This window comes from Kitasatospora sp. NBC_00240 (assembly GCF_026342405.1).
GTDB lineage: Bacteria > Actinomycetota > Actinomycetes > Streptomycetales > Streptomycetaceae > Kitasatospora.
In genome coordinates this window covers 8,414,767-8,440,927 of the sequence record NZ_JAPEMU010000001.1, presented here as the reverse complement: position 1 = coordinate 8,440,927, position 26,161 = coordinate 8,414,767, and the positions used below count along the sequence as shown (strand labels likewise).

General features: G+C 72.3%; 20 protein-coding genes and 3 pseudogenes. 14 read left to right on the top strand and 9 right to left on the bottom strand.

Annotated features, from left to right (window positions below; genetic code table 11):
• The first annotated feature begins 323 nt into the window (after positions 1-323).
• Positions 324-1,511 carry a DUF6777 domain-containing protein gene (locus tag OG689_RS35950; protein WP_266325399.1) on the top strand — a complete coding sequence of 396 codons (1,188 nt, stop codon included), beginning with the start codon at positions 324-326 and terminating at the stop codon, positions 1,509-1,511.
• Positions 1,512-1,630: 119 nt separating this feature from the next.
• Positions 1,631-2,026, top strand: coding sequence for a nuclear transport factor 2 family protein (locus tag OG689_RS35945; RefSeq protein WP_266325397.1), 396 nt, complete (start codon positions 1,631-1,633; stop codon positions 2,024-2,026).
• Between the two features lie 9 nt (positions 2,027-2,035).
• Here OG689_RS35945 and OG689_RS35940 read toward each other — a convergent pair.
• Positions 2,036-2,888: pseudogene (locus tag OG689_RS35940) on the bottom strand (IS5 family transposase).
• 1,167 nt (positions 2,889-4,055) lie between these two features.
• On the opposite strand from OG689_RS35940, the gene OG689_RS35935 reads away from it, so the two are divergent.
• Genes OG689_RS35935 through OG689_RS35925 form a run of 3 tightly spaced genes read left to right on the top strand, consistent with a single transcriptional unit; the run spans position 4,056 to position 6,547 of the window.
• Positions 4,056-4,319 (top strand): ABC transporter permease, encoded by a 264-nt coding sequence (locus tag OG689_RS35935; protein ID WP_266325394.1) that lies wholly within the window; start codon positions 4,056-4,058, stop codon positions 4,317-4,319.
• Between the two features lie 27 nt (positions 4,320-4,346).
• Positions 4,347-5,126 (top strand): hypothetical protein, encoded by a 780-nt coding sequence (locus OG689_RS35930; protein ID WP_266325392.1) that lies wholly within the window; start codon positions 4,347-4,349, stop codon positions 5,124-5,126.
• Positions 5,127-5,131: 5 nt separating this feature from the next.
• A complete protein-coding gene (locus OG689_RS35925) occupies positions 5,132-6,547 on the top strand; it encodes a hypothetical protein (RefSeq protein ID WP_266325390.1) in 1,416 nt (471 codons plus the stop codon).
• 104 nt (positions 6,548-6,651) lie between these two features.
• On the opposite strand, the gene OG689_RS35920 is transcribed toward OG689_RS35925, so the two are convergent.
• The 4 genes from OG689_RS35920 to OG689_RS35905 form a co-directional block, all read right to left on the bottom strand.
• Positions 6,652-7,716 carry a M14 family metallopeptidase gene (locus OG689_RS35920; RefSeq protein WP_266325388.1) on the bottom strand — a complete coding sequence of 355 codons (1,065 nt, stop codon included), beginning with the start codon at positions 7,714-7,716 and terminating at the stop codon, positions 6,652-6,654.
• A 6-nt stretch (positions 7,717-7,722) separates the two neighbouring features.
• On the bottom strand, positions 7,723-8,037 hold the full coding sequence (locus OG689_RS35915; RefSeq protein ID WP_266325386.1) for a hypothetical protein: 315 nt from the start codon (positions 8,035-8,037) through the stop codon (positions 7,723-7,725).
• 91 nt (positions 8,038-8,128) lie between these two features.
• Positions 8,129-8,887 carry a TetR/AcrR family transcriptional regulator C-terminal domain-containing protein gene (locus OG689_RS35910; protein WP_266325384.1) on the bottom strand — a complete coding sequence of 253 codons (759 nt, stop codon included), beginning with the start codon at positions 8,885-8,887 and terminating at the stop codon, positions 8,129-8,131.
• Positions 8,888-9,152: 265 nt separating this feature from the next.
• The gene (locus OG689_RS35905; RefSeq protein ID WP_266325382.1) at positions 9,153-9,581 is read right to left on the bottom strand and encodes a hypothetical protein; all 429 of its coding nucleotides are present in this window, start codon (positions 9,579-9,581) and stop codon (positions 9,153-9,155) included.
• A gap of 369 nt (positions 9,582-9,950) precedes the next feature.
• Here OG689_RS35905 and OG689_RS35900 point away from each other — a divergent pair, with 369 nt between their 5' ends.
• Positions 9,951-10,463, top strand: coding sequence for a hypothetical protein (locus OG689_RS35900; protein ID WP_266327679.1), 513 nt, complete (start codon positions 9,951-9,953; stop codon positions 10,461-10,463).
• Between the two features lie 347 nt (positions 10,464-10,810).
• Here OG689_RS35900 and OG689_RS35895 read toward each other — a convergent pair whose 3' ends face one another.
• A complete protein-coding gene (locus tag OG689_RS35895) occupies positions 10,811-14,083 on the bottom strand; it encodes a LamG-like jellyroll fold domain-containing protein (RefSeq protein WP_266325380.1) in 3,273 nt (1,090 codons plus the stop codon).
• Positions 14,084-14,819: 736 nt separating this feature from the next.
• On the opposite strand from OG689_RS35895, the gene OG689_RS35890 reads away from it, so the two are divergent.
• From OG689_RS35890 to OG689_RS44935, 7 genes are all read left to right on the top strand, one after another.
• Positions 14,820-15,914: an ABC transporter substrate-binding protein gene (locus tag OG689_RS35890; protein WP_266325378.1), complete on the top strand. Its 1,095-nt coding sequence runs from the start codon at positions 14,820-14,822 to the stop codon at positions 15,912-15,914.
• 127 nt (positions 15,915-16,041) lie between these two features.
• Positions 16,042-17,685: a sugar ABC transporter ATP-binding protein gene (locus OG689_RS35885; protein ID WP_266325376.1), complete on the top strand. Its 1,644-nt coding sequence runs from the start codon at positions 16,042-16,044 to the stop codon at positions 17,683-17,685.
• Positions 17,682-18,653, top strand: a complete 972-nt coding sequence (locus OG689_RS35880) for an ABC transporter permease (RefSeq protein WP_191294842.1) — start codon at positions 17,682-17,684, stop codon at positions 18,651-18,653. The genes OG689_RS35885 and OG689_RS35880 overlap by 4 nt, the downstream gene beginning before the upstream one ends.
• Positions 18,650-19,663, top strand: coding sequence for an ABC transporter permease (locus OG689_RS35875; RefSeq protein ID WP_266325373.1), 1,014 nt, complete (start codon positions 18,650-18,652; stop codon positions 19,661-19,663). The genes OG689_RS35880 and OG689_RS35875 overlap by 4 nt, the downstream gene beginning before the upstream one ends.
• 131 nt (positions 19,664-19,794) lie before the next feature.
• Complete coding sequence (locus OG689_RS35870) at positions 19,795-20,808, top strand: LacI family DNA-binding transcriptional regulator (protein WP_266325371.1); 1,014 nt, start codon at positions 19,795-19,797, stop codon at positions 20,806-20,808.
• 62 nt (positions 20,809-20,870) lie between these two features.
• A complete protein-coding gene (locus OG689_RS35865) occupies positions 20,871-21,953 on the top strand; it encodes an aldose epimerase family protein (RefSeq protein WP_266325369.1) in 1,083 nt (360 codons plus the stop codon).
• Between the two features lie 1,140 nt (positions 21,954-23,093).
• Positions 23,094-24,221, top strand: coding sequence for a transglycosylase SLT domain-containing protein (locus tag OG689_RS44935; protein WP_323189359.1), 1,128 nt, complete (start codon positions 23,094-23,096; stop codon positions 24,219-24,221).
• A 150-nt stretch (positions 24,222-24,371) separates the two neighbouring features.
• Here OG689_RS44935 and OG689_RS35855 read toward each other — a convergent pair.
• Together OG689_RS35855 and OG689_RS35850 are read right to left on the bottom strand one after the other, a co-directional pair.
• A pseudogene (locus OG689_RS35855) lies at positions 24,372-24,500 on the bottom strand (SDR family oxidoreductase); the annotation flags it as partial.
• Between the two features lie 74 nt (positions 24,501-24,574).
• A complete protein-coding gene (locus OG689_RS35850) occupies positions 24,575-25,450 on the bottom strand; it encodes a hypothetical protein (protein WP_266325368.1) in 876 nt (291 codons plus the stop codon).
• Positions 25,451-25,660: 210 nt separating this feature from the next.
• On the opposite strand from OG689_RS35850, the gene OG689_RS35845 reads away from it, so the two are divergent.
• Positions 25,661-25,825: a hypothetical protein gene (locus tag OG689_RS35845; protein WP_266325366.1), complete on the top strand. Its 165-nt coding sequence runs from the start codon at positions 25,661-25,663 to the stop codon at positions 25,823-25,825.
• 101 nt (positions 25,826-25,926) lie between these two features.
• Here the strand turns inward: OG689_RS35845 and OG689_RS35840 are convergent.
• Positions 25,927-26,040: pseudogene (locus OG689_RS35840) on the bottom strand (dienelactone hydrolase family protein); the annotation flags it as partial.
• Positions 26,041-26,161: the final 121 nt, after the last annotated feature.

Below are 26,161 nucleotides of genomic sequence, written 5' to 3'. Positions count from 1 at the left end.
CACAACTCGCCGTCAACTCCTCCTGCTGTTGCGGGCGGTGAAGATCCGGGGCAGAAAGGACGGGACATCAGCCTGTCGGCAGCGGTCCCCCCGGCTGCCGCCGGAATGGAGACCCGATGAGTTCCCCACCGCAATCCGGCCCCCCGTCCGGTCCACCCTCAGGACCGCTCTCCGGGTCCTCGTCGGGCGCAGGTTCGGGCCCCGGCTCCGGCTCCGGTCCCGGTTCGGGCCCGGGCTCCGGCCCGCCGCCGTCGCCGCCGAGCGGTCCGTCCGGGCAGCCCCCGTCACCGTGGTGGCGGAACTGGCGCCGGGTCGCGCCGATCGTGGGGACGGCGGTACTGGCCCTGGTCGCGGGCCTGCTGATCGTCACTCATCAGAGCGGCGGCAGCAGCAACACCGCCATCAAGGAGGTCGCCCTGCAGACCCCGGTGGACTCGGGTGACGCCCCGTTCACCGAGTCGGTGGCGACCGAGACCGGTCCGGCGGAGTCCGCGCCCGCCTCCGCCGCGTCCAAGGCGTCGTCCGGCGCCACGGGCATCCACAGCGTCCAGGGGACGGCCACCGGCCTGTACGGCGGCGAGATGAAGAAGCCGGCCTGCGACGTCGAACGGCTGATCACCCAGACGGCCTCCGGCGACAAGGGCAAGGCCTGGGCCTCCGCCGAGGGCATCGAGCAGTCGGCGATCCCCGCCTACCTGCGCTCGCTCACCTCGGTCGTGCTGCGGGCCGACACCCGGGTCACCAACCACAACTACCAGAACGGCAGCGCGATCGGTTACCAGGCCGTCCTGCAGGCCGGCACCGCCGTACTGGTCGACTCCCAGGGCGTCCCCCGGGTCCGCTGCGCCTGCGGCAACCCGCTGACCCCGCCGGTGCTGGCCTCGGGCGGGGTCACGTACACCGGCAAGGGGTGGTCGAGCTTCCAGCCGTCGTCGCTGGTCGTGGTGACGCCCGCGCCGGCCCCGGTCACCCAGATCGTGCTGGTCAACGTCACCACCGGCACCTGGTTCGCCCGCGAGACGGGCCACGCGACCACGGCCGACAAGCCCGTGCCCGCCCCGAAGGAGCCGCTGGCCCCGGGCGTCCCCGGGACCTCGCCGACGGCGAGTTCCTCGGCCTCCTCCTCCGCGTCGACCTCCTCCTCGGCCTCCTCGCACCCGCCCACCGGGACGCCGTCCACGGGAACGCCGTCCGCCGGCTCGTCCTCGGCCTCCTCGTCGGCCTCCTCGCACCCGGCCACCGGGACCCCGTCCACGGGGTCGCCGGCCACCGGCTCCACCTCGTCGGCGACGAAATCCTCGCCGCCGGTGACCCTCTCGCCGTCGGCCTCGGAGGCGTCGACCGCCACCACGACGGCCACGGCGGCGGCGACGGCCACCGCGGCGAACTCGGCCACGTCCACCGGTTCCGCCGGCGCGACCTCGACCTCGACCTCGGAGCTGGATTCGGCCGAGCCGCCGGACCCGGCCTCCCCACCGCCGGCCCTGCTGCCCGCCTCCGCGGACGCCTGACCGGGCCCGCCCCCGCCGCTCGCCGCCCCGCTCCCCGGGGCGGCGAGCGGTGGTTCGCCGGCCCAGCAGGTGCCAAGCTGGAGGAAACGGACGAACCGCTCTGAAAGGGATGGATTCCCATGGCCGAGCATCCGCACGTCGCACTGGTCCGCAGGGGGTACGAGGCATTCTCCCGCGGGGACATGCAGGCACTGTCCGAGATCATCGCCAAGGACGCCACGCACCACGTCCCCGGCACCCACACCCTGTCCGGCGACTACAAGGGCCTGGACGCCGTCCTCGGCTACTACCAGCAACTCGGCGTCCAGAGCACGGGCACCTTCCGGGTCGAACTGCAGCGCCTGTTCGTGGACGGCCGGGGACACGTGATGTCGGTGCACCGGGCGACCGCCACCCGCGGCCGGCACAGCCTCGACGCGATGGGCGGGATCATGTTCCGGATCGTCGGCGAGAAGGTCACCGATCTGGACGAGTGCGTGGAGGACCTGGACGTCGTGGACGAGTTCTGGGCCTAGAGCACGTCTTCAAAGGTTGATCCAGAGCAGGGTTGAGGCGAGAGTGACGGCGGCCTGGTAGGACTCGCGGGTCTGGTCGTAGCGGGTTGCTATGCCGCGGTACTGCTTGAGCCGGTTGAAGCAGCGTTCGACTGTGTTCCGGTGGGTGTACTTCTCCCTGTCGAAACCGGGCGGCCGTCCGCCGTGTCGTCCCCTTCGGCGGCGGCCGGCTGCCTGGTCAGCGCGTTCCGGGATGGTGTGGGCGATGCCGCGCCGACGGAGGTAGGTACGGATGGCGCGGGAGCTGTAGCCCTTGTCGCCCAGGACGTGGTCGGGGCGGGTGCGCGGGCGGCCCGCCCCGAGGCGGGGCACGCGGATGTCGGCCATGACCTGTTCGAAGCGCGTGCAGTCGTTGACGTTCCCGCCGGTGACCACCAGGCCCAGTGGGCGTCCCCGCCCGTCGCAGGCGAGGTGGAGCTTCGTGGTCAGTCCGCCCCGGGATCGACCGAGGGCGTGATCATCCGCTTTGTCCCAGTCGGGAGCCCCCTTTGCGGCCGCCGGCCGCGTGCTGGTGGGCACGGGCGATCGTGGAGTCGACCGACACCAGCCAGTCGATGTCTCCGGCCGCGTCCTTCTCCGCCTGGATCGAGCGCAGCATCCGGGTGAAGGTCCCGTCCAAGGCCCACCTGCGGAAACGCGTGTACAGGCTCTGCCACGAGCCGTACCGCTCCGGCACGTCCCGCCACGCCGAGCCGGTCCGCAGCTTCCACACGATCCCGTTCAGCACCATCCGGTCGTCCGCCCGAGGCCGTCCCGTCCCCGCTCGCGGCAGGAGACGGGACAGCACCTCCCACTCCACGTCCGACAGCTCATGACGACGAATCACGACCAACATGATCGCTCATCAGCCCATCGCCTTTGAAGACGCGCTCTAGGCGTCACGGCTCTGAAACCAGGCGGGCACCGTCACCGGTGCGGACCCCGAGCCGCCGGCGGGCGCAGCGGCCGGCCCGGCCCCGGCCCGCGCACCCGTGCCCGCACCCGCACCCGCACCGAGGCCCCGCAGCAGCACGCACCGGCGGGCATGGACGACGCTCCATGATCTTTCGTCTCGCGCAGTTGCCGCCGGCGTTTCAGGACACTCGGCGAACAGTCAGTCATCTCGCCGTCCGGGGAAGCCTTGCCGCGTAGCGTTCCTCGAACCGGCGGACCTGCTCGCCGGACAGGACCGGATTCATTCCCGCCCCGGTACGCTGCGGCCATGGTCCGGCTCCGACCAGCGCCGCGAATCGGGTGCCCCACTTCCCCACCTCGCCCGCTCCCCACCCTGTCGTCGTCCGGCCGCGAGCACAGATCAGCCTTGATCCACGAGGCACCGCACAACCGGCAACCGGGACCCCCGTTCGACGCAGCGTGGCGTGTTGTCGCACGAGCTGAGCTCATCACCATGGACCACGCAAGGGCGGCCTGATCATTTCCCCAGGCGGCCGCGGACATCCGCACCTGCCACGCGTGCCCACCCCAAGCCGGGGCGATCCGGTCAGCGGCGACGGACAAGCCGGCGCCGCGGCATGCGGCCGGGCCCGGACGGGCGGCAGACGGACCGTCGGCCCGGGACGATCCCGACGGCGGACGACGGCCGGGACGGGAACGGGCCGGGCCTCGCGAGTCGCAGGCACCGCGGCCGCGAGGAGGACCAGGCCGACGCGGACGGACGGGGACGGCCGGCCGGCGCCGCCGACCGCGACGGCTGCCCGGCTGGTCGACCACGGGCTCCGCCCTTGACCCGGGCCAACCGCGCACGGAGACTTGAGATACAACGTATGTGTGCGCCGTAGGTGTACCTCGCCGATCCGTCGAGAGCCCGTGGGCTGCGGATCGGGACACGATCGCGTACCCCAAGCGAACCCCCGCCCCGCGGTGGCCGCCCCCGACAGGCGGCGCCGACGGGGTCGACATCCGACCCGGGCCGGTGCGGCCGGTCCTGCCCGCGCGCTCACGCCGGGCGTGGGCACCGTGCGCACCCGGGTCCAGGAAGGGAGGCGCCGAGATGCGTTTCCATCATCGAAGCCCGGTCCGACCGCGCTTCTGGCTCGAGATCGCCCTGGGGAGCTTTTCCGGGCTGCTGTTCCTGGTCACGCTGGTCTGGCCGGACTGGATCGAGCTGCTGCTCGGTCTCGACCCGGACGCCGGCAGCGGCGCGGCCGAATGGCTGATCGTCGCGGTCACGGCCACGGCCACCGTCGTCTGCGCGCTCGGCGCGCGGACCGAGTGGCGCAGAACCCATCCGTCCGCCGTCCGCGCCGCGCGTTGAAGGCCGATGCATGGAGGGAGGACCACCATGCCTGATGTCACATCTGCCGGAACACCCGAGGACGTCATCGGCCTCGTCCGGCAGACCCCGCTGAGTTTCCTCGGCCGGGTCGTCCGGCTGGGCGGCACGCCGCTGTCCGGGGTGGGCGCCGACGAGCGGACGGCGGTCGTGCAGGTCGACGACGTGCTGCACGCGCCCGACGCCTTCCGCCGCCTCGCCGGCAGCGAGGTCACCGTCCAACTGTCGTCCGACCTGGACCCGCCGGCGGTCGGCGACACGGCCGTGTTCTTCACCAAGGGGGCGGTGTACGGCGAGGGCCTCGCCGTCGACGAGGTCGGGCGGCTGCCCGCCGACGCCGTCCGGACCCACCTCACGCACGCGGCCACCACCGCCGACGCGATGCCCTTCACCGCCGTCCAACGCGGTATCAGGGAGGAGGACTTGGCCGCCCACGCCGCCGAGGCGGACGCGGTGGTCGTGGGCGACGTCGTGGGCCTGGAGAAGGTGCCGGGCGCCGAGGGCCCGCTCTCCGAGCACGCCCCCGACTGGTGGCGCGCCCGGCTGGAGGTGAGGCACGTCGAGTCCGGCGACCGCTCCCTGGACCGGATCGACGTCCTCTACCCCAACAGTCGGGACATCCACTGGTACCGGGTCCCCAAGCCGAAGGCCGGTCAGGAGGGGCTCTGGTTCCTGCACGCCACGCAGGCCCCCGAGGGGGTCCTGCGCGAGGCGGCGCCGTTCCAGTTGCTCCATCCCGACGACTACCAGCCCGCGCAGATGCTCGCGGTGCTGCGGGAACGGAGGTGAGCCGGATGCCCACTCTGAAGATCGTCGACATCACTCCGAGGTCGCTGAGCGGCGACACCGGCCAGAAGGGAGAACCCAACCTCGCGGTCAACCCCGAGAACCCCGACGAGATCGTCGCGACCGCCTTCACCCCCGACCCCATGGACGGCCCGTTCGCCCCGATCTACGTCTCGACGGACGGCGGCGACACCTGGGTGCTGAGGAGCGTCGTCCCCGGCGCCGTCCGCGGCACCGGTACCGCCGACATCACGGTCGGCTTCGCGCCCAAGGGCGGCACCCTCTACGCGGGCATCCTCAACGCCAAGGAAAGCAGGCTGCTGCACACCACTCGGATGCAGATCCTGCGGACGCCGAGTGCCCTTTCGACGGCCCCGATGCAGGTCCTCGTCCAGCGCGACGAGGAGGACCAGCCCTGGGTCGTCACCGGGGCAGCCTCACCGAACGGCAACGGGCACGACCGGGTCTACGTCGGCAGCAACGACTTCGGTACAGGCACCGGACGCACCGCCACCGTGGACGTCTCGGACGACGCCCGGACGGCCCCGGCGCCGTCCGGTTTCGCCGCGACCCCGATCGAGCGGCGTGGGACCTCCAACCAGGACGGGCCGCCCGTGCGGGTCGCCGCGCATCCCGACGGCACCGTGTACGCGGCGTTCGCCAGCTGGCAGCGCCGGACCGGGGCCGGGGGATCCGACGTCACCTTCGACGTCGTGGTGACCCGCGACGACAGCGGGGGTGTGGGACCCGCTCCGTTCGCGGACCTCACCGACTCGGACGGGCTCGCCGGCCGGAAGGTGGCGACCCGCTGCTTCGTGGTGTTCGACTCCCGGATGGGCCAGCAGCGACTCGGCGGCGACCTGTCGATCGCGGTCGACCCCACTGACTCGGGCAGCGTCTGGGTCGCCTGGTGCGACCGGGTCGGCGGGCCGGCCGGGGTGGACAACACCCTGCACCTGCGGCACTCGGCCGACCGGGGCCGGACGTGGTCCGACGCCCGCACAGCGCCCGTCAACCCCCCGCTCTCCAGGTCCATGAACCCCGCGTTGGCGGTGAACTCGGACGGCCTCGTGGGGTTGCTCCACCAGGAGTTCGTCCAGGACCAGTGGCGGACGGTACTGGAGTTGACGACCGACGGCTGGACGACGGCACCGGAACGACAGGTGCTGCACCAGGCCGCGCTGAGCGTGCCCGCGAACCCGAACGACACGCCGTTCCTCGGCGACTACATCCGGATGCTCACGGTCGGCCGGGACTTCTACGGCGTGTTCGCCGGCGACAACCTGCCGGACAACGCCAACTTCCCGGTCGGGGTGACCTACCTGCGCAGGGCCAACTTCGTCACCCACCAGCTGTTCGACCTGGACGGTGTCCACCGGGTGCCGCCCTCGATCGACCCGTTCTTCTTCCACCGGGCCGCGTAGGTCCGCACCACGCAGGTCCACGTATGCGGTTGGGGCGCCCGCCGTTCGACGGGCGCCCCGACCGCACTCCGGGCCGACGCGGTTCGGGCCGCGGTGCCCGGAGTTCAGATCGCCGCCAGGCAGAACTGCACGAGCCCGGCGTCGACGTCGAGGATGATCCGCTCCATCTCCGCCCACGGCGGCTGGAACTGCTCGCCCCACTCGATGGTGAAGGCGAGGATCTTCCCCTTGTCCGGGTCGACGAGGTGGCGCGAGAACGCGTAGTCGTCACTCGTCCCACTGGTCGGGTACAGGTGGAACGCGGACATCGGCTTGTAGGTGCGGCCGCGCACACCGTGCAGCCCCTGGCAGAACCGCGCGGCGAGCAGGAGGGCGGTGTCGGCGTCGCCCTTTTCGAGGAACTCCGCGTAGTCGAGGTCGTCGGCCGCGCCGCGCGCGCCGTCGAAGGCGGGGTTGCGGAAGTTCATGTCCGGTTCGACGGACTGGTTCTCGTCGTCGCCCCAGACGTACAGCATGTCCTGGGCGTGGCTGTGCACGTCGACGTACCACCGGGTGCGCGGAAGCGCGTCGAACAGCCAGGCGACGTTGCGGGTCTCCGGTTCGGAGAAGGGCCGGGGGCCCTGGTAGACCTCGTCCAGCGGATCGGTCGAGACCCGGGGGCCGGCGGTCGGTGCGAAGGCGGTGGTGAAGTCGAAGAGGAAATCGAAGTTGCGGTTGATGTCGACGCCGATCCGGGCCGGGTCGCCGCCGGAGGCGGCCGGGTCGCGGTTCTTGCGCCACATCGGTTCGAGGGCCTGACTGTAGCGCCGGCCGTCGGGGTTGACGAGCGGGAAGACCACGAGGTCCAGGCCGTTCAGGAGACGCCGCACCTGGTCGGCGGTGAAGGCGGTGCCGCCGTAGGCGAGACCGCTGTGCCCCTGGTAGGCCTCCAGCAGGTCGGCGGCGAGGTGGACGAGGATCTCGCAGCTACCCCACTCACGGGCGTGCAGGCCTCCGGTCAGCACGCAGCTGTCCTTGGGGGCCACGGACTCCGCGCCGATGAGCAGGGCGTGACTGCGCCGGCCCTCGACGGAGGGTTCGGGCAGCGCGATGAGCCGGGTGAGCGAGGGGAACGCGGTGGCGAGGCTGACCACGGCGGACTCGACCTCGGTGACGTTCAGATACGACATGGCGGGTCAGTCCTTCACCTTTTCGGCCAGTCCGCGGGGACAGGCGTCGTCGGGGGCGAACCGGTCCCCCACGCCGACCTCGGCCTGGGCGCGGCGCCCGGCCTCGGAAGCGTTCTCGATCTCCTCCAGGTGCACGCCCTCGCGTTCGAGTGCCGAGACCTGGTCGGAAGGGACGTAGGCGTCGATGCTGACGCGGCCGTCCTCGCCCTGGGAGGGACGGCCGCCCACGTCGGGACGGGCGTCGCGCAGCAGGGCACGCAGGGTTTCCGCGTCCTCGGCGATGACGCGGACATGGAGGATGTCGTAACGGGTAGTGGACATGGCGACCTCTTTCGGGCGCCGTCGGGCCTGGTATCAGCTTCCGACGGCGCGAAGCCGATGTATGTGTACGCCCGATGTGTACCTCGTATTCTCAGCCTGCGCTTCCGCCGTAGAAGGAGTCAAGAGGCGCCTCGGGAAGTCCGTTCAGCAGACTGTCCAGGCCGGCCAGCAGCTCCCGCTCGTCGTCGTAGTCGGCGAACCGGGGGACGAGCGCGCGCAGCCGGGGGTAGTCGGCGGCGGGCAGCCGGTGCAGGCCCAGGCGCAGCATCGGATCCGGCTCCTCGGGATTGTCGACCACCTGCCTCTTGTCGACGAGGAGGCTGCCGAGACTCCAGGCGACGAAGGCGCGGTAGACCCTGAGCGCGGCGGTGTCGTCGAATCCGGCGCGGCCCAGGACGGCGAGGATGTGCTCGGTGAGTTCCAGCACCGACCCGGGCCGGCGGGCCACCGGCACGGCGAGCGGCCGGGTGGCCACCAGTGGCAGGATCTCGGGGTGCACGTGGGCCACCACGGCGAAGGCGCGCGCGATCCGCCGCAGCTCGGCGCGCCAGGCCGGGAGGGCGGCGCCGGGGCCGGGGCCGGCGTGGGCCGTACTGCTCCGGGCGGTGTCGGCCGCGGTGCGGAGCCGGTCGTTGACCTCGGCGAAGAACGACTCCACCAGGCCGTCGAGCAGTGCCTCCTTGCCGGGGGTGTACCGGTAGATCGCCATCGACTCGACGCCCAGGTCGGCTGCCAGGCGGCGCATGGTCAGTGCCGCCAGCCCTTCGCGGTCGACCAGGGTGACAGCGGCGGCGAGCACCAGCGGGCGGCTCAGACGCCGCCGCTTCTCGGATCCGTCCTGCTCAGCCATGTCCGCACTCCTTGCACGCCGGCCATGCGGTTGGAACGAGACAGGACCAAGGATACAAGGTAAATATCAGACATATAGCCCTGTGTAACCCCCGCCCCGGAGCCGCCCGCCGGGGCCCGGGGCGCCACCCTGCACCGGAGGCCGTCCGCCGGAACAAGACGCGGAGCGCGGATGCCCGGCAGGGCCGCGAAGCACAGCCGGCAGCGGGCAGGCGACCGGACGGGCCGGCGGGGGCGGCCGGCTTCACGGCGGCCGCCCCTGTCGTTCAGTGGTCGTTGTTCACGACGTGCGTGACCTCGCCGACCGGGCCCGAACCGGACTTGGTCAGGTACATCCGGAACCTGATGTTCACCTCGGGCAGGTTGTGGAAGGCGATGCCGTCGCCGGCGTTGGCAGTCTGCACGTCACCGGCGCCCGCCGCCTTCAGCGTGTACAGGAGCTGACCGGTGCCGTCCATGTAGACGTCGAGGACGACGCTGTAGCCGTCGGCGTCGTAATCGGTCAGGTAGACGTAGTCGCCGTGCTCGGCGAAGCACAGGCGTCCGCCCTGGTCGACCGAGCCTATCGAGTCCGACTCGTCGGTGTACCAGACGTGGTCGCAGTCGACGGCCTGTGCGGGGGAGGCCACGACGAGGGTTCCGGCGGTGACGGCGAGCGCCACCGCGCCGGCGGCGAGCAGCTTCTTCATGCGCATGAAGGAGAACCTTTCGAGCGGAGGGGATCCGGATCGTCCGGTGGGCCGGAGACATGAGGATGGACGGCCCGGCCGGTCGACATGTTCTTGCCAGACGCGGTGATCGCTCGTCAAGTTGGCTGCGGACGGCCGGTTGCCGATGAGGGACCCGTGGCGGACCCAGCCTCCAGCGAGACCTTCCACCTCACGGGCCAGCACCAGCCCGGTCCGGCACGCCGCGAGAGTGCTCTCGGAAGCCGTGAGTCCCGCCTCTACGTCGGCGATCCGGCGAGCGCGGTCGACGCCCTGGTGCGCTCCTGCTGGATCCCGCCGCTTCGCACATGTGCTGGCCGGTCGAGCCGCCGACCGGGAGAATCAACTGCTGTGGACATGGGGATCTCTGGTTTCGAACCGTCCTTCCTGGTCGGGATCGAGGCGGCCCGGCAGGCTCACGCATCACGTCTGGCGACGCTCGTCGGTAGGCGGCTGACGGGGTTTGCCCTGGTGCGCTTCGTCGAGAACGGAGACTGGTTCGCCGACTGTCCGGTGCTGCTGGACTTCGACGGCCTCCAGGTGGAGGTCTGTCACTCGAAGCTCGACGAACTCTCGATCGGCTGGAACACGATCGACACCGCAGCGACCATTACCGGGTGGGAGTCGTTCGAGCTCACACCCCAGTGGTCTCACAGCGATGAGCACCTGGAGCCGTTCGTCGGCCAGGAACTGCGCGAGGTCGCGCTGCTCGAGTGGCGGCCGGCAGAGCATGACCTGGCAGCCGGAACGGTGGCGGTGGAGTTCGCCTTCATCGAGGGCTGTCTGCGGATCGTCAACGGCCTCGACGAGAACCGCATCGAGATCGGTGCGGCCCAGCCGGACTACATCCGACACCGGCTGGGCCGCTGATCGCCACTACTCGGTCGGCTTCCGGTTGATCTCAGTGACAGGCAGCAGGGTGGCCTGCGCCGGGATGCCGATCCGCCGGGGAGTCGGCCCAGCCGGCGTTGGGAAGTCGGAGAGCCGCTTCAGTAGCTGGTCGGGGGCAGTCAGCCCTGACCCGTCGGGCGGAAGAGGACGAAGCCTGATCCGGACCGGGCGCCGCGGCCGGGCGGCGGGCCCAGGGGCGGCCGCCGGGGGCGGCCGGGGTACTGGTGCGCGGCCGCCCCCGGCGGGAGGGTGTCCTCCCGCCGGGGGCGGCGTGGTGCGGGGTGGTGCCGGGCCGGGCCCTCCCGGGCGGCGTGGGCCGCCGGGCGTTACGCGGGCTGCTCGGCGGTGTGCAGGGCGCTCACCTCCGCGGCGGTGAGGGCCTTGTCGTACGCGTGGACCTGGTCGATGGAGCCGTTCCAGAAGTCCACGTTGCCGCCGTTCCACTTGGCGCGGCCGAGGCTGAGCGGGCCGGTGGAGACGTCGGCGGACGTGGCGGGGACGGTGGCGGCGAGGGTGCCGTCGACGTACAGGGAGATGGTGCCGGCCGCCACGTCGTGGACGCCGACCAGGTGGTACCAGTGGCCGAGCTGCGGGGTGATCGGCAGCCGGGCCCGGACGCCGCCGGGGACGCTGAAGGCGAAGGCGCCCTGGCCGTACTGCAGGTAGAACGGGTTCTCGGTGCGGCGGCCGTCCTGGCTGGCCACGGTGGCGTAGTTGCCGGGCAGGGCGTCCAGGGTCGCCCAGGCGGAGACCGAGTAGCTGCCGGTGGTGTCGAGGACGGGCCCGGCGGTCTGTGCGTACTGCGCCTGGCCGTCGAACTTCAGGGCGCTGCCGCTGATGCCGGGGGTCCAGGTGGCGCCGGCGGTCAGGGTCAGCGGGGCCTTGTTGGGACCCTGGTCGGCGGCGGTGGTGCCGGTGCCCTCGTCGAGCGACCAGGAGCCGCCGCCCTTGAGCTCGGAGCGGGCGCCGGCCGCGGCGCCGGCGGCGATGACCTTGAGGTTGATCGCGCGGACCTGGGCCGGGTCGACCTTGATCTGGCGGCGGTCGTACGTCCAGAGGCCGTTCAGCTCGTTCTCCAGGTCGGTGACCTGGGTGTAGACGGAGCCGGAGAGTTCGGCGCCGGCGGCGGCGAGGTAGAACGTCTCGGTGTTCTCGACGTACTTCCGGGTGAGGGCGGCCTTGTCGGTCACGCCGCTGTAGATGACGGTCGGGGCGCCGGGCCACATGTGGCCGGGGGCGCGGAGGGTGAAGCCGCCGTGCTCGCCGTCCATGGCGGCGCGCTTGCTGTCCGGGAACGCCGGGTCGTTGTTGCCGTAGTCGTGGTGGTCGATGATGTCGCCCTTGCCGGAGTCACCCTTGGAGGCGCAGCAGTTGACGCCGCTGTGGGCGTTGACGATGCGGGAGGGGTCGGCGGCCTTGACGGCGTCGGTGAGCTTGCCGGTCTCCTCGCGGTTCCACTCGCCCCAGCCCTCGTTGAAGACGATCCAGCCGATGAGGGAGGGCGAGTTGTGGAGGAGCTTCATCTCCGCCATGCCTTCGGCGACGAACTCCTGCTGCCCGGCGGTGGTGCTGAAGTCGCCGGAGACGAAGTCCTGCCAGACGAGCAGGCCCAGCTTGTCGGCCTGGTAGTACCAGCGGGGCGACTCGACCTTGATGTGCTTGCGGACGGCGTTGAAGCCGAGGTCCTTCTGTGCCTTGAGGTCGAAGGTGATCGCCGCGTCGGTGGGTGCGGTGTAGAGGCCGTCCGGCCAGAAGCCCTGGTCGAGTTCGGCGAGTGAGAAGATCGGCTTCCCGTTGAGGACGATCTTCTGGTAGCCGCCGACGTCCTGGATGGCGATCTTCCGCATGCCGAAGTAGCTCTTCACCGTGTCGGTCTGCTTGCCGTTGGTCAGGGTGACCTTGAGGTCGTAGAGGTACGGGTCGTCGGGTGTCCACAGGTGCTGGTTGTTCACCGGCAGGTGGAGCAGGGTGTTGGCGGGGCCGCTGATGGAGCCGACGATGTTGCCCGCGGTGTCCTTGGCGACGGCCTTGACGAGGGTGCCGGCCGGGGCTCCGGGGGAGTTGACGGTGACGGCGAGGGTGCCGGTGTCGATGTCGGGGGTGGTGGTGATGCTGTCGACGGAGGTGGCCGCGACGGGCTCCATCCAGACGGTCTGCCAGATGCCGGACGACTGGGTGTAGACGATGCCACCGGGGTTGGCGGACTGCTTGCCGAGGGGCTGGTTGGCGCCGGCGGTGTCGGTGACCGCGACGACGATCTCCTGCGGGCCGGTGCCCTTGAGGGCGTCGGTGATGTCGGCGGAGAAGCCGGTGTAGCCGCCGGTGTGCTCGGCGACCTCGGTGCCGTTGACCCAGACGGTGGCCTGGTTGTCGACGGCGCCGAAGTTCAGCTTGAGGCGCTGGTCGGAGCCGATCTTCCAGCCCTTGGGGACGGTGACGGTGCGGCGGTAGAACATGTGGTCCTCGTGCCGCTCCAGGCCGGAGAGCATCGACTCGACCGGATACGGCACGATGATCTTCTCGCCGAGGTCCTTGCCGAAGACGGGCTGCTCGCCCGCGGCGGCGCCGGCGAACTCCCAGGGGCCGTTGAGGTTCAGCCAGTCGTCGCGCACCTGCTGCGGGCGGGGGTACTCGGGCAGCGGGTGGTTCTTGTCGACCTTGTCGGTCCACGGGGTTGTGAGGCGGTGCTCGGAGGCGTTGGCGGCGGTGCGTGCGATCTCCGGCACGGCCGTGCCGGCGGAGGTCAGGCCGCCCTTGCCGTCGTAGCGGATCCGGACCTGCTGGCCCTTCTGGATCGGCTCGGAGAGCTTGACGATGACCGACTTCTTGTCGTCGGAGGCGGTGGTGACCGCCTTGACGGGCATCGGTGTGGTGTCGGACTCGACCGTCAGGTGGCCGGCGACGCCCGCCACGCCTGCGACCTTGCCGTCGAAGGTGGCCTGCACCTTGAGGCCGTCCTTGGCGACGGACAGGGCGACGGGGTAGACGCTGAACCCGGCGGGCGGGGTGAAGGCGCTCTCGGGCACCAGCTGCTTGGGCATCGCCGGGCTGGACCAGCGCAGGTACATGTTGGCGCCGCCGACGTCCTGGAACATCTCCAGGCGGAAGTCGTGCCGCTCGCCGGCCTTGAGGTGCAGGACGGCGCTGGTCTGCTCGCGGTCCCAGTCGGGCACCCAGTGGTCGATGACGGGCGCGCCGTCGACGAAGAGCCGGAAGCCGTTGTCGCCGATGGCGTAGAACGTGTAGTCGCCGTCGGCGGGGGCCTCGATCTGGCCGGTCCAGCGGGCGGTGGTGTTCTCCTGGCGGCCGGTCGTCTCCTGGAAGGTCGACGCCAGGCCGGGGAGGTTGATCTGCGGGTCGAGGGCGATGCCGCCGAGCTCGGCGAAGTCACGGGCGCCGGGGGCCGACATCCGGTAGTACTCGCCCTTCAGGCCGTGCGCCTGGGTGGCGGGGTCGGCGGCGGCGAAGGTCGCGGTGCTGTCGGAGGGTTCGGCGGCCGAGGCGGCGGGGACCAGACCGACCAGGGGCAGCGAGAGGGTCGCTGCCAGCAGCAGCGCCCACGTCCTGCCTCGGTGTCGGGTGGCTGACTGTCGTGTCATGCGGTGGCTCCTCACACGGGGGGATGGAGGGTGGCGGGGCACCCCTCGGGCGGCGGTCCGCCCGTCCGGGGGACGTAGGGGTGCGGCCCGGGCCGCGTCGGGGTGTCCGCGGCGGGCTCGGTGCCCGCCGCGCGGCCGCGGCGCCGTGGTGCCGGCGGGGGATGTGCCGGGCGGGCGCCGCGGGGCGGCGCGGCGGGTGACGGCGGCTCGGCCACGGTGGAGGCTGGGCCGGCGGCTCTCTTCCAACGTTGGAAACGTTGCTGCCAACGGCATAAGAGCACGCGTCAGGAGTCGTGTCCAGAGGTCCGGCGCAGTTCGCCCGAAACCGGCACCGCCCCGCCGACGCCCCCTCAACCCCCGTCCCACGGTGCTGGACCAGCGCCTACCCGGCGCCCGGACGGCCCGCGACGGCGGCCTTTCCGCCGGCCTCGGCGAAGCCGCTCAGGTCACGGTGAGGAAATGTTCCAGAAACCGGGAGAGCGATCCCTTGGCGTGCCCGCTTCCGATGTGTATAACGTTGTAAACGCCAGCGACCCAGCCCCCGGGGAATCGCTCGGCGGCGCTCGGAACCACCCGAACCATCGCACTGCCCGCTGGCATCAGCACAGGTCGACCACGTGTCACCCGACGTACCGCAGCCGCCCGGAGCCGCCGGCCGGCGCCGGAGACGACTCCGGACCTTCAGGACCGAACCCCCCGACGGCCCCCACCGCCGCCCTCAAGGAGTGTCGTGAGCATGTCCGTTCGCAGATCCCGTACCCTCACCGCCGCCTGCCTGCTCACCGCGGCGGTCACCCTCGCCGCCTCCGGCTGCGCCAAGCAGGAGGGATCCCCCACCTCCGCCTCCGGCAACTCCACCGCCGGCGCCCAGGTCGTCGCCTCCCCGAGCGCCGCCGCGGGCGACGCGGCCGGCGGCTGCGACCTCAAGACCTACGGCGCGGCCAAACTCGACCTCAAGGACGCCGTGGTCGGCTTCTCCCAGTCGGAGAAGGAGGCCAACCCGTTCCGGATCGCCGAGACCCAGTCGATCAAGGACGAGGCCGCCAAGCTGGGCGTGAAGAAGCTCCTCACCACCAACGCCCAGTCCCAGCTCCCCAAGCAGATCAGCGACATCCAGGACATGCTCAACCAGGGCGCCCAACTCCTCATCGTCGCGCCGCTCAACTCCGACGGCCTGGAGCCCGCCCTGCAGGCCGCCGCCGCCAAGCACGTCCCCGTCATCACCATCGACCGCAAACTCAACGCCACCCCCTGCAAGGACTACCTCACCTTCATCGGCTCCAACTTCGTCGACCAGGGCAAGCGCGCCGCCGACGCCCTCGTCAAGGCCACCGGCGGCACCGGCAAGGTCGCCATCCTGCTGGGCACCTCCGGCAACGGCGTCACCACCGACCGCACCAAGGGCTTCGTCGACCAGATCGCCGCCACCGCCCCCGGCCTCGAGATCGTCGCCCAACAGACCGGCGAATTCGCCCGCGACAAGGGCCAGCAGGTCACCGAACAACTCCTCCAGTCCCACCCGGACATCACGGCCGTCTACGCCGAGAACGACGAAATGGGCCTCGGCGCCGTCACCGCCGTCAAGGGCGCCGGCAAGAAGCCCGGCACCGACATCAAGATCGTCTCCGTCGACGGCACCCGCAACGCCGTCCAGGCCCTCGCCACCGGCGAATACAACGGCGTCGTCGAATCCAACCCCCGCTTCGGCCCCCTCGCCTTCGCCACCGCCCAGAAGTTCTTCGACGGCACCGCCATCCCCGCCAACGTCATCATCACCGACCGCGCCTACGACCCCGACAACGCCAAGACCTCCCTCGACGGCGCCTACTGACACGAACCCACCCCACGACCGACCCCCCGACGGTCGACGAGCAGCCGGGCCGTGCGCATCCGCACGGCGGGCACGGCCCGGCCCCTCATCCCCCGCACCCCCCGCCCAGCCCTGGAAGGCCATCACCATGGCACCACCCCCAGCCGTCCCGGCGAAGCCCGCACCGGCGGCCACCGAAGCGCCGACCGTCCTGGAGGCGATCGGCGTCAGCAAGCGCTTCCCCGGTGTGGTGGCGCTCGACGACGTCTCCTTCACCCTGCGCGCGGGCGAGATCCACGCCCTCGTCGGGGAGAACGGCGCCGGCAAGTCCACCCTGATCAAGGTCCTCACCGGTGTGCACCGCCCCGACGGCGGCGAACTGCGCCTGGGCGGCGAACCGGTGTCCTTCGGCCGCCCTTCCGAGGCCCAGCAGGCCGGGGTGGCCACCATCTACCAGGAGGTCAACCTCGTCCCGCTGATGAGCGTGGCGCGCAACATCTTCCTGGGCCGCGAGCCCAAGACCCGCTTCGGCCTGATCGACTTCCCCCGGATGCACCGGGAGGCCGCCGAGCTGCTCGCCGGCCTCGGCGTCACCGCCGACGTCCGGCGCCCGCTGAACACCCTCGGGGTGGGCACCCAGCAGATGGTCGCGCTGGCCCGGGCCGTCTCGGTCCAGGCCCGGGTGGTGGTGATGGACGAACCCACCTCCTCCCTGGAGCCGCGCGAGGTCGAGACGCTCTTCCGGGTGATCGGCGAACTGCACGGACGCGGGATCGCCGTCGTCTACGTCAGCCACCGGATGGACGAGCTGTACCGGATCTGCGAGCGCGTCACCGTGCTGCGCGACGGGAAGCTGGTGCACACCGGCCCGCTGGCCGAACTGAACCGGATGCAGCTGGTCGCGATGATGCTGGGCCGCGAACTCACCGAGGTCCGCCAGAGCGGCGTCACCGCCTTCGGCGAGGGGCACCACTCCCGGCGCGAGCCCGTCCTGACCGCCACCGGCCTGACCCGCGGCCACGAACTCCACGACATCGACCTGGCGTTGCGCCCCGGCGAGGTGCTGGGCCTCGGCGGCCTGCTCGGCTCCGGGCGCAGCGAGACCGCCAAGGCACTGGCCGGCGCGCTCGCCCTGGACGGCGGGGAGATCCGGGTCGCCGGGCAGCCGCTGCGCCGCCACAGCCCCGCGGCGGCGATCCGGGCGGGCATCAGCCTGCTGCCGGAGGACCGCAAGGCCGAGGGCATCGTGCCCGGCCTGTCGGTGCGCGAGAACATCGTGCTCGCGGCGATGCCCCGGCTCTCCCGGTTCGGCGTCGTCTCGCGCGCCAAGCAGGACAAGATCGTCGAGATCTTCATGAAGCGGCTGCGGATCAAGGCCTCCAGCCCCGAGCAGAAGGTCGGCGAACTGTCCGGCGGCAACCAGCAGAAGGTGCTGCTGGCCCGCTGGCTCTGCCTGGAGCCCAAGGTCCTGCTGCTGGACGAGCCGACCCGCGGCATCGACGTCGGCGCGAAGGCCGAGGTCCAGGCCCTAGTCGACGAACTCGCCCGGGAGGGCCTGGCCGTGCTGCTGATCTCCTCCGACATCGAGGAGCTGATCGAGGGTGCCGACCGCCTCCTGGTGCTGCGCGGCGGCGCGGTCGCCGGCGAACTGACCGGGGAGCAGGTGACGGAGGACGACCTGCTGGCCGTGCTCGCCGCCCACTCCCCCGACGCCCCGGCCCCGGCCGGCGCCCCCCACTCCCCCTCCCGTGACGGCCACGACGCCCCCGACGGCCAGGACGGCCCCCGATGACCCACGCCCCCCTCGCCCTCCCCCGGAAGGCCGCCGCCCGGCCGGACGTCACGAGGCTGCTCCAGCGGTACGGCGTCTACCTCGCCGTCGCGCTGCTCCTGGTGTTCAACGCGCTCTTCACCGAGCACTTCCTGACCGTGGCCAACCTGCGCACCCAACTCGTGCAGGTCGCCCCGGTGGTCATCGTCGCACTCGGCATGGCCCTGGTGATCGGCACCGAGGGCGTCGACCTCTCGGTCGGCTCCACGATGGCACTGGCCAGTTCGCTGCTGCCGCTCTACCTGGGCTACGGCCTGGTGCCGGCGCTGCTGGTGGCCCTGCTCGCCGGGGTGGTGGTCGGCGCGGTCAACGGCTCACTGGTCGCCCTGGTCGGCCTGCAGCCGATCGTCGCCACCCTCGCCCTGTTCGTCGGCGGCCGGGGCCTGGCCCTGGTGATCGCCGACGGACAGCTCAAGCAGATCCAGAACACCGACCTGCTGGGGCTGGGCACCGACAGCCTGCTGGGCGTCCCGCTGGTCGTCCTGATCGCCGGGGTACTGGCGCTGGCCGTCGCGTTCCTCGTCCAGCGCACCACCTTCGGACGCCAGTTGGTGGCCGTCGGCGGCAACCGGGCGGCCGCCGCGCTCGCCGGACTGCCGGTGCGGCGGGTGCTGATCGGCGTCTACGTGCTCTGCGGAATGCTGGCCGCGCTGGCCGGCGTGCTGGCCACCGCCCGGCTCACCGCCAGTGACCCCTCCGCGCTGGGCAACCTGATGGAACTCTCCGCGATCACCGCCGTGGTGGTCGGCGGCACCCCGCTGACCGGCGGCTCGATCCGGGTGCTCGGCACGGTGACCGGCGCCCTGCTGATGCAGCTGCTGCACGCCACCCTGGTCAGCCACAACCTGCACGACTCCACCGCCCAACTCGCCCAGGCCGCCATCATCCTCGTCGCCGTCTACATCGCCCGGGAGCGTCGATCCCGATGAACCTCCTCCCCACCGCCACCGCCACCGCCGTGCCCGTCCGCTCCCGCCCGGGTGCCGCCGGCCCCGGCCGTGCCCTCGAACTGCTGCGCCGCCAGGGCGTGCTGGCCGTCCTGCTGCTGGTCGTCCTCATCTCCTCGTTCGTCTTCCCGGCCTTCGCCAGCGTGGACAACGCCCGCAGCATCACCGTCCAGGTGTCGTTCCTGTCGATCGTCGCCCTCGGGATGACCATGGTGATCATCACCGGCGGCATCGACCTGTCCGTCGGCTCGGTCTTCGCCCTCGGCGGCGTGCTCGCCGCCTGGGCCTCCCAGTGGGGCGCCGCGCCCGCGCTGCTGGTGCCGATCGTCGTCTGCGGCGCGATCGGCCTGGTGAACGGCCTGCTGGTGGCCCGCGCCGGGATGGCACCCTTCATCGTCACGCTCGCCTCGCTGCTGGCCGCCCGCGGCCTGCTGCTGGCGCTGACCCACGAGGGCGCCACCACCTACCTGGTGCCGCGCGGCTCGTTCTTCGCCGAGCTCGGCCAGGGCACCGTCGGCGGCTTCGGGTACCCCGTCCTGATCGCGCTGGCCCTGTTCGCCCTCGGCGGGCTGGTCCTGCAGCGGACCTCGCTCGGCCAGAGCATGTTCGCCGTCGGCGGCAGCAGCGACGCCGCCACCCTGATGGGCCTGCCGGTCGCCCGCACCAAGGTGCTGGTCTACGTGCTCAGCGGCCTGCTCGCCGGCCTGGCCGGCGCCCTCAACGCCGCCCGGCTCTCCTCCGGCGTGACGATCATCGGCGTCGGGATGGAACTGGACGCCATCTCCGCCGTCGTGATCGGCGGCACCCTGCTCGTCGGCGGCGCCGGATCCGTCTCCGGGACCCTGTGGGGCGTCCTGCTGCTGGCCGTCATCCAGAACCTGATCAACCAGATCGGCTCGCTCAACTCCTCCTACCAGTCCGTGGTCAGCGGCGGGTTCCTGATCCTGGTCGTGGTCACCCAGCGCTACCTCTCCAAGGTCCGCCGGACCTGACCCGCCCGGCCCCGGCCCCGGCCCCGAACACGCCCGGCCCCGGCCCCGGATGTCACCCGCGGCCGGGCCGGCGGGCCAGACTGGGGCCGGGCACCGCCGTGCCGAAACGGCCGGCCGAAGGAAGGAAATCCGTGGGCGCCAGCCTCAAAGACGTCGCGCAGCGCGCAGGCGTGTCGGTCAAGACCGTCTCGAACGTGGTGAACAACTACCCGCACGTCACACCCGCGATGCGAGAACGCGTCCAGCAGGCCATCGACGAGCTCGGCTACCGACCGAACCTGATCGCCCGCCACCTGCGCAAGGGACGCACCGGCATCATCGCGCTGGCCGTGCCCGAGCTCGGCAACCCGTACTTCGCCGAACTCGCCGGCGCCGTGATCGACGCCGCCGCCCGCCACGACTACACCGTGCTGCTGGACCACACCGGCGGCCGCCGCGAGAACGAGATCCTGGTCTCCCAGGGGTTCCGCGCCCACGTCATCGACGGCCTGATCCTCAGCCCCATCGAACTGGAGGACGACGACCTGCTCGGCCGCTCCGAGGACGCCCCACTGGTACTGCTCGGCGAGCGCGAGTACCAGGCCCCCTACGACCAGATCGCCATCGACAACGTGGCCGCCGCCAGATCCGCGGTCCGCCACCTGACCGGCCTCGGGCACCGCCGGATCGCCTTCCTCGGCGCCCGCAGGGAGAGCGCCCGCCGCCCCGCGCACCTGCGGCTGCGCGGCTGGCGCGAGGAACTCACCGCCGCCGGCCTGCCCTGCGACGACTCCCTGGTCGCCGCCACCGACGGCTACGGCCGGGTGGACGGCGCCGCCGCCATGAACGCCGTCCTCGACCGCGGCGAGCGACCCGACGCCGTGTTCGCCTACAACGACCTGGTCGCCCTCGGCGCCATGCGGGTACTGACCGAACGCCGACTGCGAGTCCCGCAGGACATCTCGGTGGTCGGCTTCGACGACATCGAGGAAGGCCGCTTCTCGCCCGTCGCCCTCACCACCGTCTCCCCCGACAAACAGGCCATCGCCAGACTCGCCGTGCAGCGGGTCGTCGCCAGACTGGCCGACACCCCCGGACTGGAACCCGAACACATCCAGCCCGGCTACACCCTCACGGTCCGGGAGTCGACCGCCCGGCGCACCTGATCCCCCACCGCAGCCGACCACCCACCGCCGCACGGCGTGGCGCCCCTCCCCGAGGACTGACGATGCCCCAGCCCGTACCCCACCGCGAACCGTTCGGCCACACCCCCGACGGACGTCCCGTGGACCTGTGGAGACTGGAGTCCGCCTCCGGCGTGAGCGCCGAGATCCTCACCTACGGCGGCGTCCTGCACCGCCTGTCGGTACCGGACACGGCCGGGCGCAGCCGCTCGGTCGTACTGTCCCTGCCGGACGTACCCGCGTACGCCGAGCACAGCCCGTACTTCGGCGCCCTGGTCGGCCGCTACGCCAACCGGATCGCGGGCGGGCGGTTCAGCCTCGACGGCCACCCCTACCTGGTCCCGGCCAACGACCACGGCCACGCGCTGCACGGCGGGCCGGACGGCTTCCACGGCCGGCTCTGGCGGGCCCAACCGGCCGGTGACCGGGCGGAGGTGGAGTTCTCGCTGCTCAGCCCGGACGGCGACATGGGGTTCCCCGGCGCGCTGTCAGTGCGCGCCCGGTACGCGCTGGACGAGGCCGGCACCCTGTCGGTGACCTTCGAGGCCGCCTGCGACCGCCCGACGGTGGTGAACCTGACCAACCACGCCTACTTCAACCTGGGCGGCGCCGGCTCCGGCGACGTGCGCGGCCAGCTGCTCGAGGTGGACGCCGACCGGTTCCTGCCGGTCGCGCCGGACGCGATCCCGTTCGGCCCGCTCCAGGCGGTGGCCGGCACGCCGTTCGACCTGACCCGGGCCCGGCCGATCGGCGACGCCCTCGCGGTCGAGGACCAGCAGCTGATGAACGCCGGCGGCTTCGACCACTGCTGGGTGCTGCGGCCGGCGGCCGAGCCCGGCGCCCTGCGCCCGGCGGCCCGGCTGAGCGACCCGGTCGGCGGGCGGGCCCTGGAGGTGTGGACGACCGAGCCGGGACTGCAGGTCTACACCGCCAACCAGCTGGACGGCACGCTGGCGGACGCCGACGGCCACCACCACCCGCGACACGGCGCCGTCTGCCTGGAGACCCAGCACCTGCCCGACTCGCCCAACCGCCCGGAGTACCCGAGCACCGTCCTGCGCCCGGGCGAACGCTTCACCAGCCGCACCGAATTCCGCTTCCCCCACCTGCCGGCCGGCCCGGCCTGAGCCGGCCGGCGGGCCGACCATCGCCACCGGTCCCACGACGCGCAGGCCCGCCCCGGCTGCCATGATCGCGCCAAGAGCCGGGCCCCGGCCGTCGACGGCTCGTGGAGCGGGAGCCTCGCCGGGCGCGCAGGGCAGCTCGGCCTCGTCGCGACACGGCAGATCGACACGGCAGATCGACGCGGCAGATCGACACCGTCACGAGACCCACCGGCGCCGGCCCCACACAGTGGCACCGGCGGGGACCTCGCGCGGGGCTCCGAGGGCCTCCGAGAACCACCGAGGGCCGCCCGGAACCTCCCTGTCCGCCCCCTGCACCGGCCCCACCTGCGGAATCCTGAGCAGGTAGCCGCCGGGCCCGCGGCCGCGAGCGGTGGCGTGCACGCCGAGGTCGGCCGTCCAGGCCATCACCGCCGACGAGTTTGGGCGGAGCGCCGCCGCCGGCCTGCGGAAGACTCCGCCGACGCCTGGCCACCGCAGCTCCAGGAAGCCCCCGCACCCCCCGGCGGCTGACCGGCGGCTGAGCGGCCGAGGCGAGGCCGGTGCGCACCGGGGCCGCACCGACGCCCCCCGGGGGGTGCCCCGGCCCGCCACTTCCACACTCTTCAAGTACCCCAAAGGCCCTGAATAGCTTCAGTAACGGACATATGCCGCCTTCAGGTCTATTTCCCGGAGAAGCCTGGACTCCGGTGCCACCGAAGGGTAGAAAGTCCCAACCCCCATCGGTCGGTGCACTGACTAATCTCCACGGGGGACCCGAGCGGCGCAGATCCGCAGCCGCAGACCGGGCGCATCCGCCCCGGTACGCCCACCCACCACCGCCCCTCCCGCCGTCCCCCGCGCGTCGCACGATCCCCACCCCTGCCCCGCGACGCCGGCATCCGCGCCCTGCCGCTGCCACTGCCACTGCCACTGCCACTGCCACTGCCATCGTCGGCACCGGCACCGGCACCGGCATCACAGCGGCCCGGCCGGCCCGTCGGGACAGCTCGTGCTGCCCGAACCGTGACTCCCGGTTCTCGCCCGGCCCGCGCGCCCGGCACACATGCCCCGGCACACGTCACCCGGGCACGGCCTCGCACCGTAGCCGTAGCCGTCCCCCGTCCCCCCCTCCCCCGTCCCCCCTGAGTACCGGAGCCCGCCATGCCGAAGCACGCCCGTCCCCGCCGGATCCCGACCACTCTCCTGTCCGGGCGGTGGATGACCACCGCGGCGCTGGCCGGTGCGGCCGTCGCGGTCGCCGCCGCAAACGCCACCCCCAGCCATGGCAGCGACCCGAGCCCGGTCACAGCGACCTCCCCTCAGGCCACCCAGCTCGAACCCACCACATGGAGCACTCCCACCTCCGCCCACCACGCCGCCGTGGCCGGTCACAGCAGCTCCGCGCCCCGCGCGCAGCGCACGGCCCTACCCACCCAACGCACCTCCGCGATCCCGGTGCAGCGCACCTCCGCGATCCCCGCGCAGCGCACCTCCGCGATCCCCGCGCAGCGCGCGGCCCTCCCCCCGCAACGCGGTACCGACACCGGTACGGCCCGTGCTGCAGCCGCTACCTCGCCCGCCGCGCACCCTTCCGCCACGCCGTCCCGCACAGCCGGGACGTGGGCGGCCGGCCACCCGGCCACCGCCGCGTCCGGTACCCCCGCCCCCGCTACGGCGCCGGCAGCCGTGACGTCGGCACCCACCGCCGCCGCGTCCGCTCACGCCACCTCCGACAGCGGCGCGGCCACCCACTCCTGGACCGGGGAATCCGGCTCGACCCACACCTGGACCGGGGCATCCGGCTCGACCCACACCTGGACCGGGGCATCCGGCGGCGGCACCTGGCAGGCCACCGGCCAGTACGCGAACGCGGGCGGCAGCACCCGGCCCGCCGCGCAGGCCACCCCGGCGCCGGGCCAGGCGTCGCCCGCCCAGGCAGTGACCACCCAGGCGCCGACCACCCAGGCCACCGGCGACCTGGACACCTGGATCAAGGACGCCCTGGTCGTCATGGCCGACAACCACATCCCGGGCAGCTACGACGGGATCTACCGCAACATCATGCGGGAGTCGTCCGGCAATCCGCAGGCCATCAACCTCACCGACTCCAACGCCGCGGCCGGCCACCCGTCGAAGGGGCTGCTCCAGGTGATCGACCCCACCTTCCAGGCGTACCACGTACCGGGCACCTCCATGGACATCTACGACCCGGTGGCCAACATCACCGCCGCCTGCAACTACGCCGCCGACTTCTACGGCTCCATCGACAACGTCGACGGCCCCTACTGACGGCGGGAACCGCGCGCTGCTCCGGGCGGGGGGCCGGAGCGGGCGGGCAGCCGGTGCCGCCCCGGCGAAGGCGGCTCCGGCCGCCCGCGTCGGCCGCGGGCAGGCAAGCACCGCGGCGTCGAGGCACGGCCCGCCCGGGGACGGGCGGGTTCAGAACGCGGAGCGGATGAGCCCGCCGTCCACGCGGATCGTCGCTCCGCTGACGTACTGGGCGTAGGTGCTGCACAGGTACGCCACCGCGGCCGCGATCTCGTCGGGCTCGCCGAACCGTGGCCGGTCGGGTCGCGGCCGGCCGTCCGGAGCAGGCGGCCCACGCCGGCCCGATGACCGGCGACTTCACGATGGAAACGAGCTCAATACCTGTCAGGGTTCGTGTGGGACGCCCGGCCGGGCCGGTCGCCCGGCTCGGACGGCGCGTAGGCGAGCAGGCGGGCGTGATGCCGTGCGTGGGCGGCAGCCAGTTCCTCGGCGATGTCGGGGTGGGCGTGCGGGGGATGCTCGGGATGGCCCCGGTAGGTGTCGTAGCCGAGGGAGCCGGAATCCGGTTGCAGCTCCCGCAGTACGAGCAACCTGCGGATCTCCTCCAGCTCCGGCCCGTCCTGGCACGCCCAGAGCGCGTCCTCCCGCAGCAGCCGATCGAGTTCCACCCGCAGGCGGCAGTCCCCGCAGGCGGACGCATGCCTCTGCGGGGCCCCGAGCAGCTCGGTCAGCGCCTGGCGTAGCGGCTCCGGGGTGCGGCCCGGCTGCTGCCACGAGCCGCGAAGTACGCCGTCCGCGTCGGACCAGGAGATGAGGAGCGGCTTCTGTTGCTCGAGCGTCTCCGGGCCGTCGGCGTGGATGTGGACGAGTTGCACGCGGAACAGCATCATCTCGTCGCCCTTGGCTCCGATCCTCGGATGGTCCGCCGGGTCGAGCGCCCACTCCAGGTAGTACTCGCGGGACGCGGCCTCGGCGGGCAGGTCCACCAGGTGGTCGGACCGGCGCGGGTCCTCCCCCGGCAGGGCCGCCGCCTCGGACGCCGGACCCAACGGCGAGCCGGCGGCGTCGAGGTCGCGCCGGCGGAAATCGACCAGGCGGGGCAGGAAGCGGCGCAGCCGCAGCACCGTGCGACTCTGCCGGTCCGCGGGGTTCGGCCGGACCCGCACGACGGCCCGGCCGCGTACGGTGCCCGCCAGTTGGAAGCGGTCGAATTCGACGTGGAGTGCTTCGGTCCTGTCGGCCGGTTGCACAGGCGCTCCTTCGGTCCGGTTATGGGCGGGGACGTCCCTGCGCGGCCGCTGGTTCCCGGCTCGGGTCCGGTTCGGCCGGACCGGTACGCGCGGGGGCGTCACACTGAGGATGACAAACTCTTCCGGGGCGACAGAAGGCTATGGCTGTACACCGACGAGGACGCGGCCCTAGCGCAGTTCGCCGCCCGCAACGACGGGCGGCCTCCGATCGTGACGCTCCAGGAGGCCGTCCCTCTGCTCGGCACCACCGACGACGCGCTCCGCGAAGCACTGTCCCGGGCCGACGACGTGGTCCGGCGCACCGCAGGTGTCACCGGCCGAACCCACTGGTACGTCCTGGAGCACCTGGCCGAGTGGGTTGCCGCGCGGCCTTGAGACGACCCGTCACCGGCCGGGGTGCGGTCGAGCGGGTGCTTCCCGGCCGGCAGGCTCACACGAGCAGACGGCTCGCCACAGGTGTGCGGTCCAGTTCCCGATCATTCCGTGAGAGAAAGGCACTCGGCGAGCAGATCGACGATGTCGCGCCAGGCTCGCCGCGCGTGCCGCGGGTGGTGGCCGACGCCGGGGACCACGGGGTGGTCGACCGGCGGTGGTCGAGGGCGTCACCGATGGCCGGGCAGAGCTGGAGGGCGGCCTTCGCCGGCGTCGGATCAGGCAGAGGCGGTCGTTGTGGACCAGGACCGCGAACATCCCGCCCGGCCGGAACTCCCC

Bases quoted from the DNA above. Each gene is read 5' to 3' on its own strand.
- OG689_RS44935 (WP_323189359.1), top strand. From the start codon at position 23,094: ATGCCGAAGCACGCCCGTCCCCGCCGGATCCCGACCACTCTCCTGTCC.
- OG689_RS35875 (WP_266325373.1), top strand. From the start codon at position 18,650: ATGAACCTCCTCCCCACCGCCACCGCCACCGCCGTGCCCGTCCGCTCC.
- OG689_RS35865 (WP_266325369.1), top strand. From the start codon at position 20,871: ATGCCCCAGCCCGTACCCCACCGCGAACCGTTCGGCCACACCCCCGAC.
- OG689_RS35920 (WP_266325388.1), bottom strand. From the start codon at position 7,716: ATGTCGTATCTGAACGTCACCGAGGTCGAGTCCGCCGTGGTCAGCCTC.
- OG689_RS35900 (WP_266327679.1), top strand. From the start codon at position 9,951: ATGGGGATCTCTGGTTTCGAACCGTCCTTCCTGGTCGGGATCGAGGCG.
- OG689_RS35910 (WP_266325384.1), bottom strand. From the start codon at position 8,887: ATGGCTGAGCAGGACGGATCCGAGAAGCGGCGGCGTCTGAGCCGCCCG.
- OG689_RS35890 (WP_266325378.1), top strand. From the start codon at position 14,820: ATGTCCGTTCGCAGATCCCGTACCCTCACCGCCGCCTGCCTGCTCACC.
- OG689_RS35885 (WP_266325376.1), top strand. From the start codon at position 16,042: ATGGCACCACCCCCAGCCGTCCCGGCGAAGCCCGCACCGGCGGCCACC.
- OG689_RS35915 (WP_266325386.1), bottom strand. From the start codon at position 8,037: ATGTCCACTACCCGTTACGACATCCTCCATGTCCGCGTCATCGCCGAG.
- OG689_RS35905 (WP_266325382.1), bottom strand. From the start codon at position 9,581: ATGCGCATGAAGAAGCTGCTCGCCGCCGGCGCGGTGGCGCTCGCCGTC.
- OG689_RS35880 (WP_191294842.1), top strand. From the start codon at position 17,682: ATGACCCACGCCCCCCTCGCCCTCCCCCGGAAGGCCGCCGCCCGGCCG.
- OG689_RS35935 (WP_266325394.1), top strand. From the start codon at position 4,056: ATGCGTTTCCATCATCGAAGCCCGGTCCGACCGCGCTTCTGGCTCGAG.
- OG689_RS35925 (WP_266325390.1), top strand. From the start codon at position 5,132: ATGCCCACTCTGAAGATCGTCGACATCACTCCGAGGTCGCTGAGCGGC.
- OG689_RS35945 (WP_266325397.1), top strand. From the start codon at position 1,631: ATGGCCGAGCATCCGCACGTCGCACTGGTCCGCAGGGGGTACGAGGCA.
- OG689_RS35895 (WP_266325380.1), bottom strand. From the start codon at position 14,083: ATGACACGACAGTCAGCCACCCGACACCGAGGCAGGACGTGGGCGCTG.
- OG689_RS35930 (WP_266325392.1), top strand. From the start codon at position 4,347: ATGCCTGATGTCACATCTGCCGGAACACCCGAGGACGTCATCGGCCTC.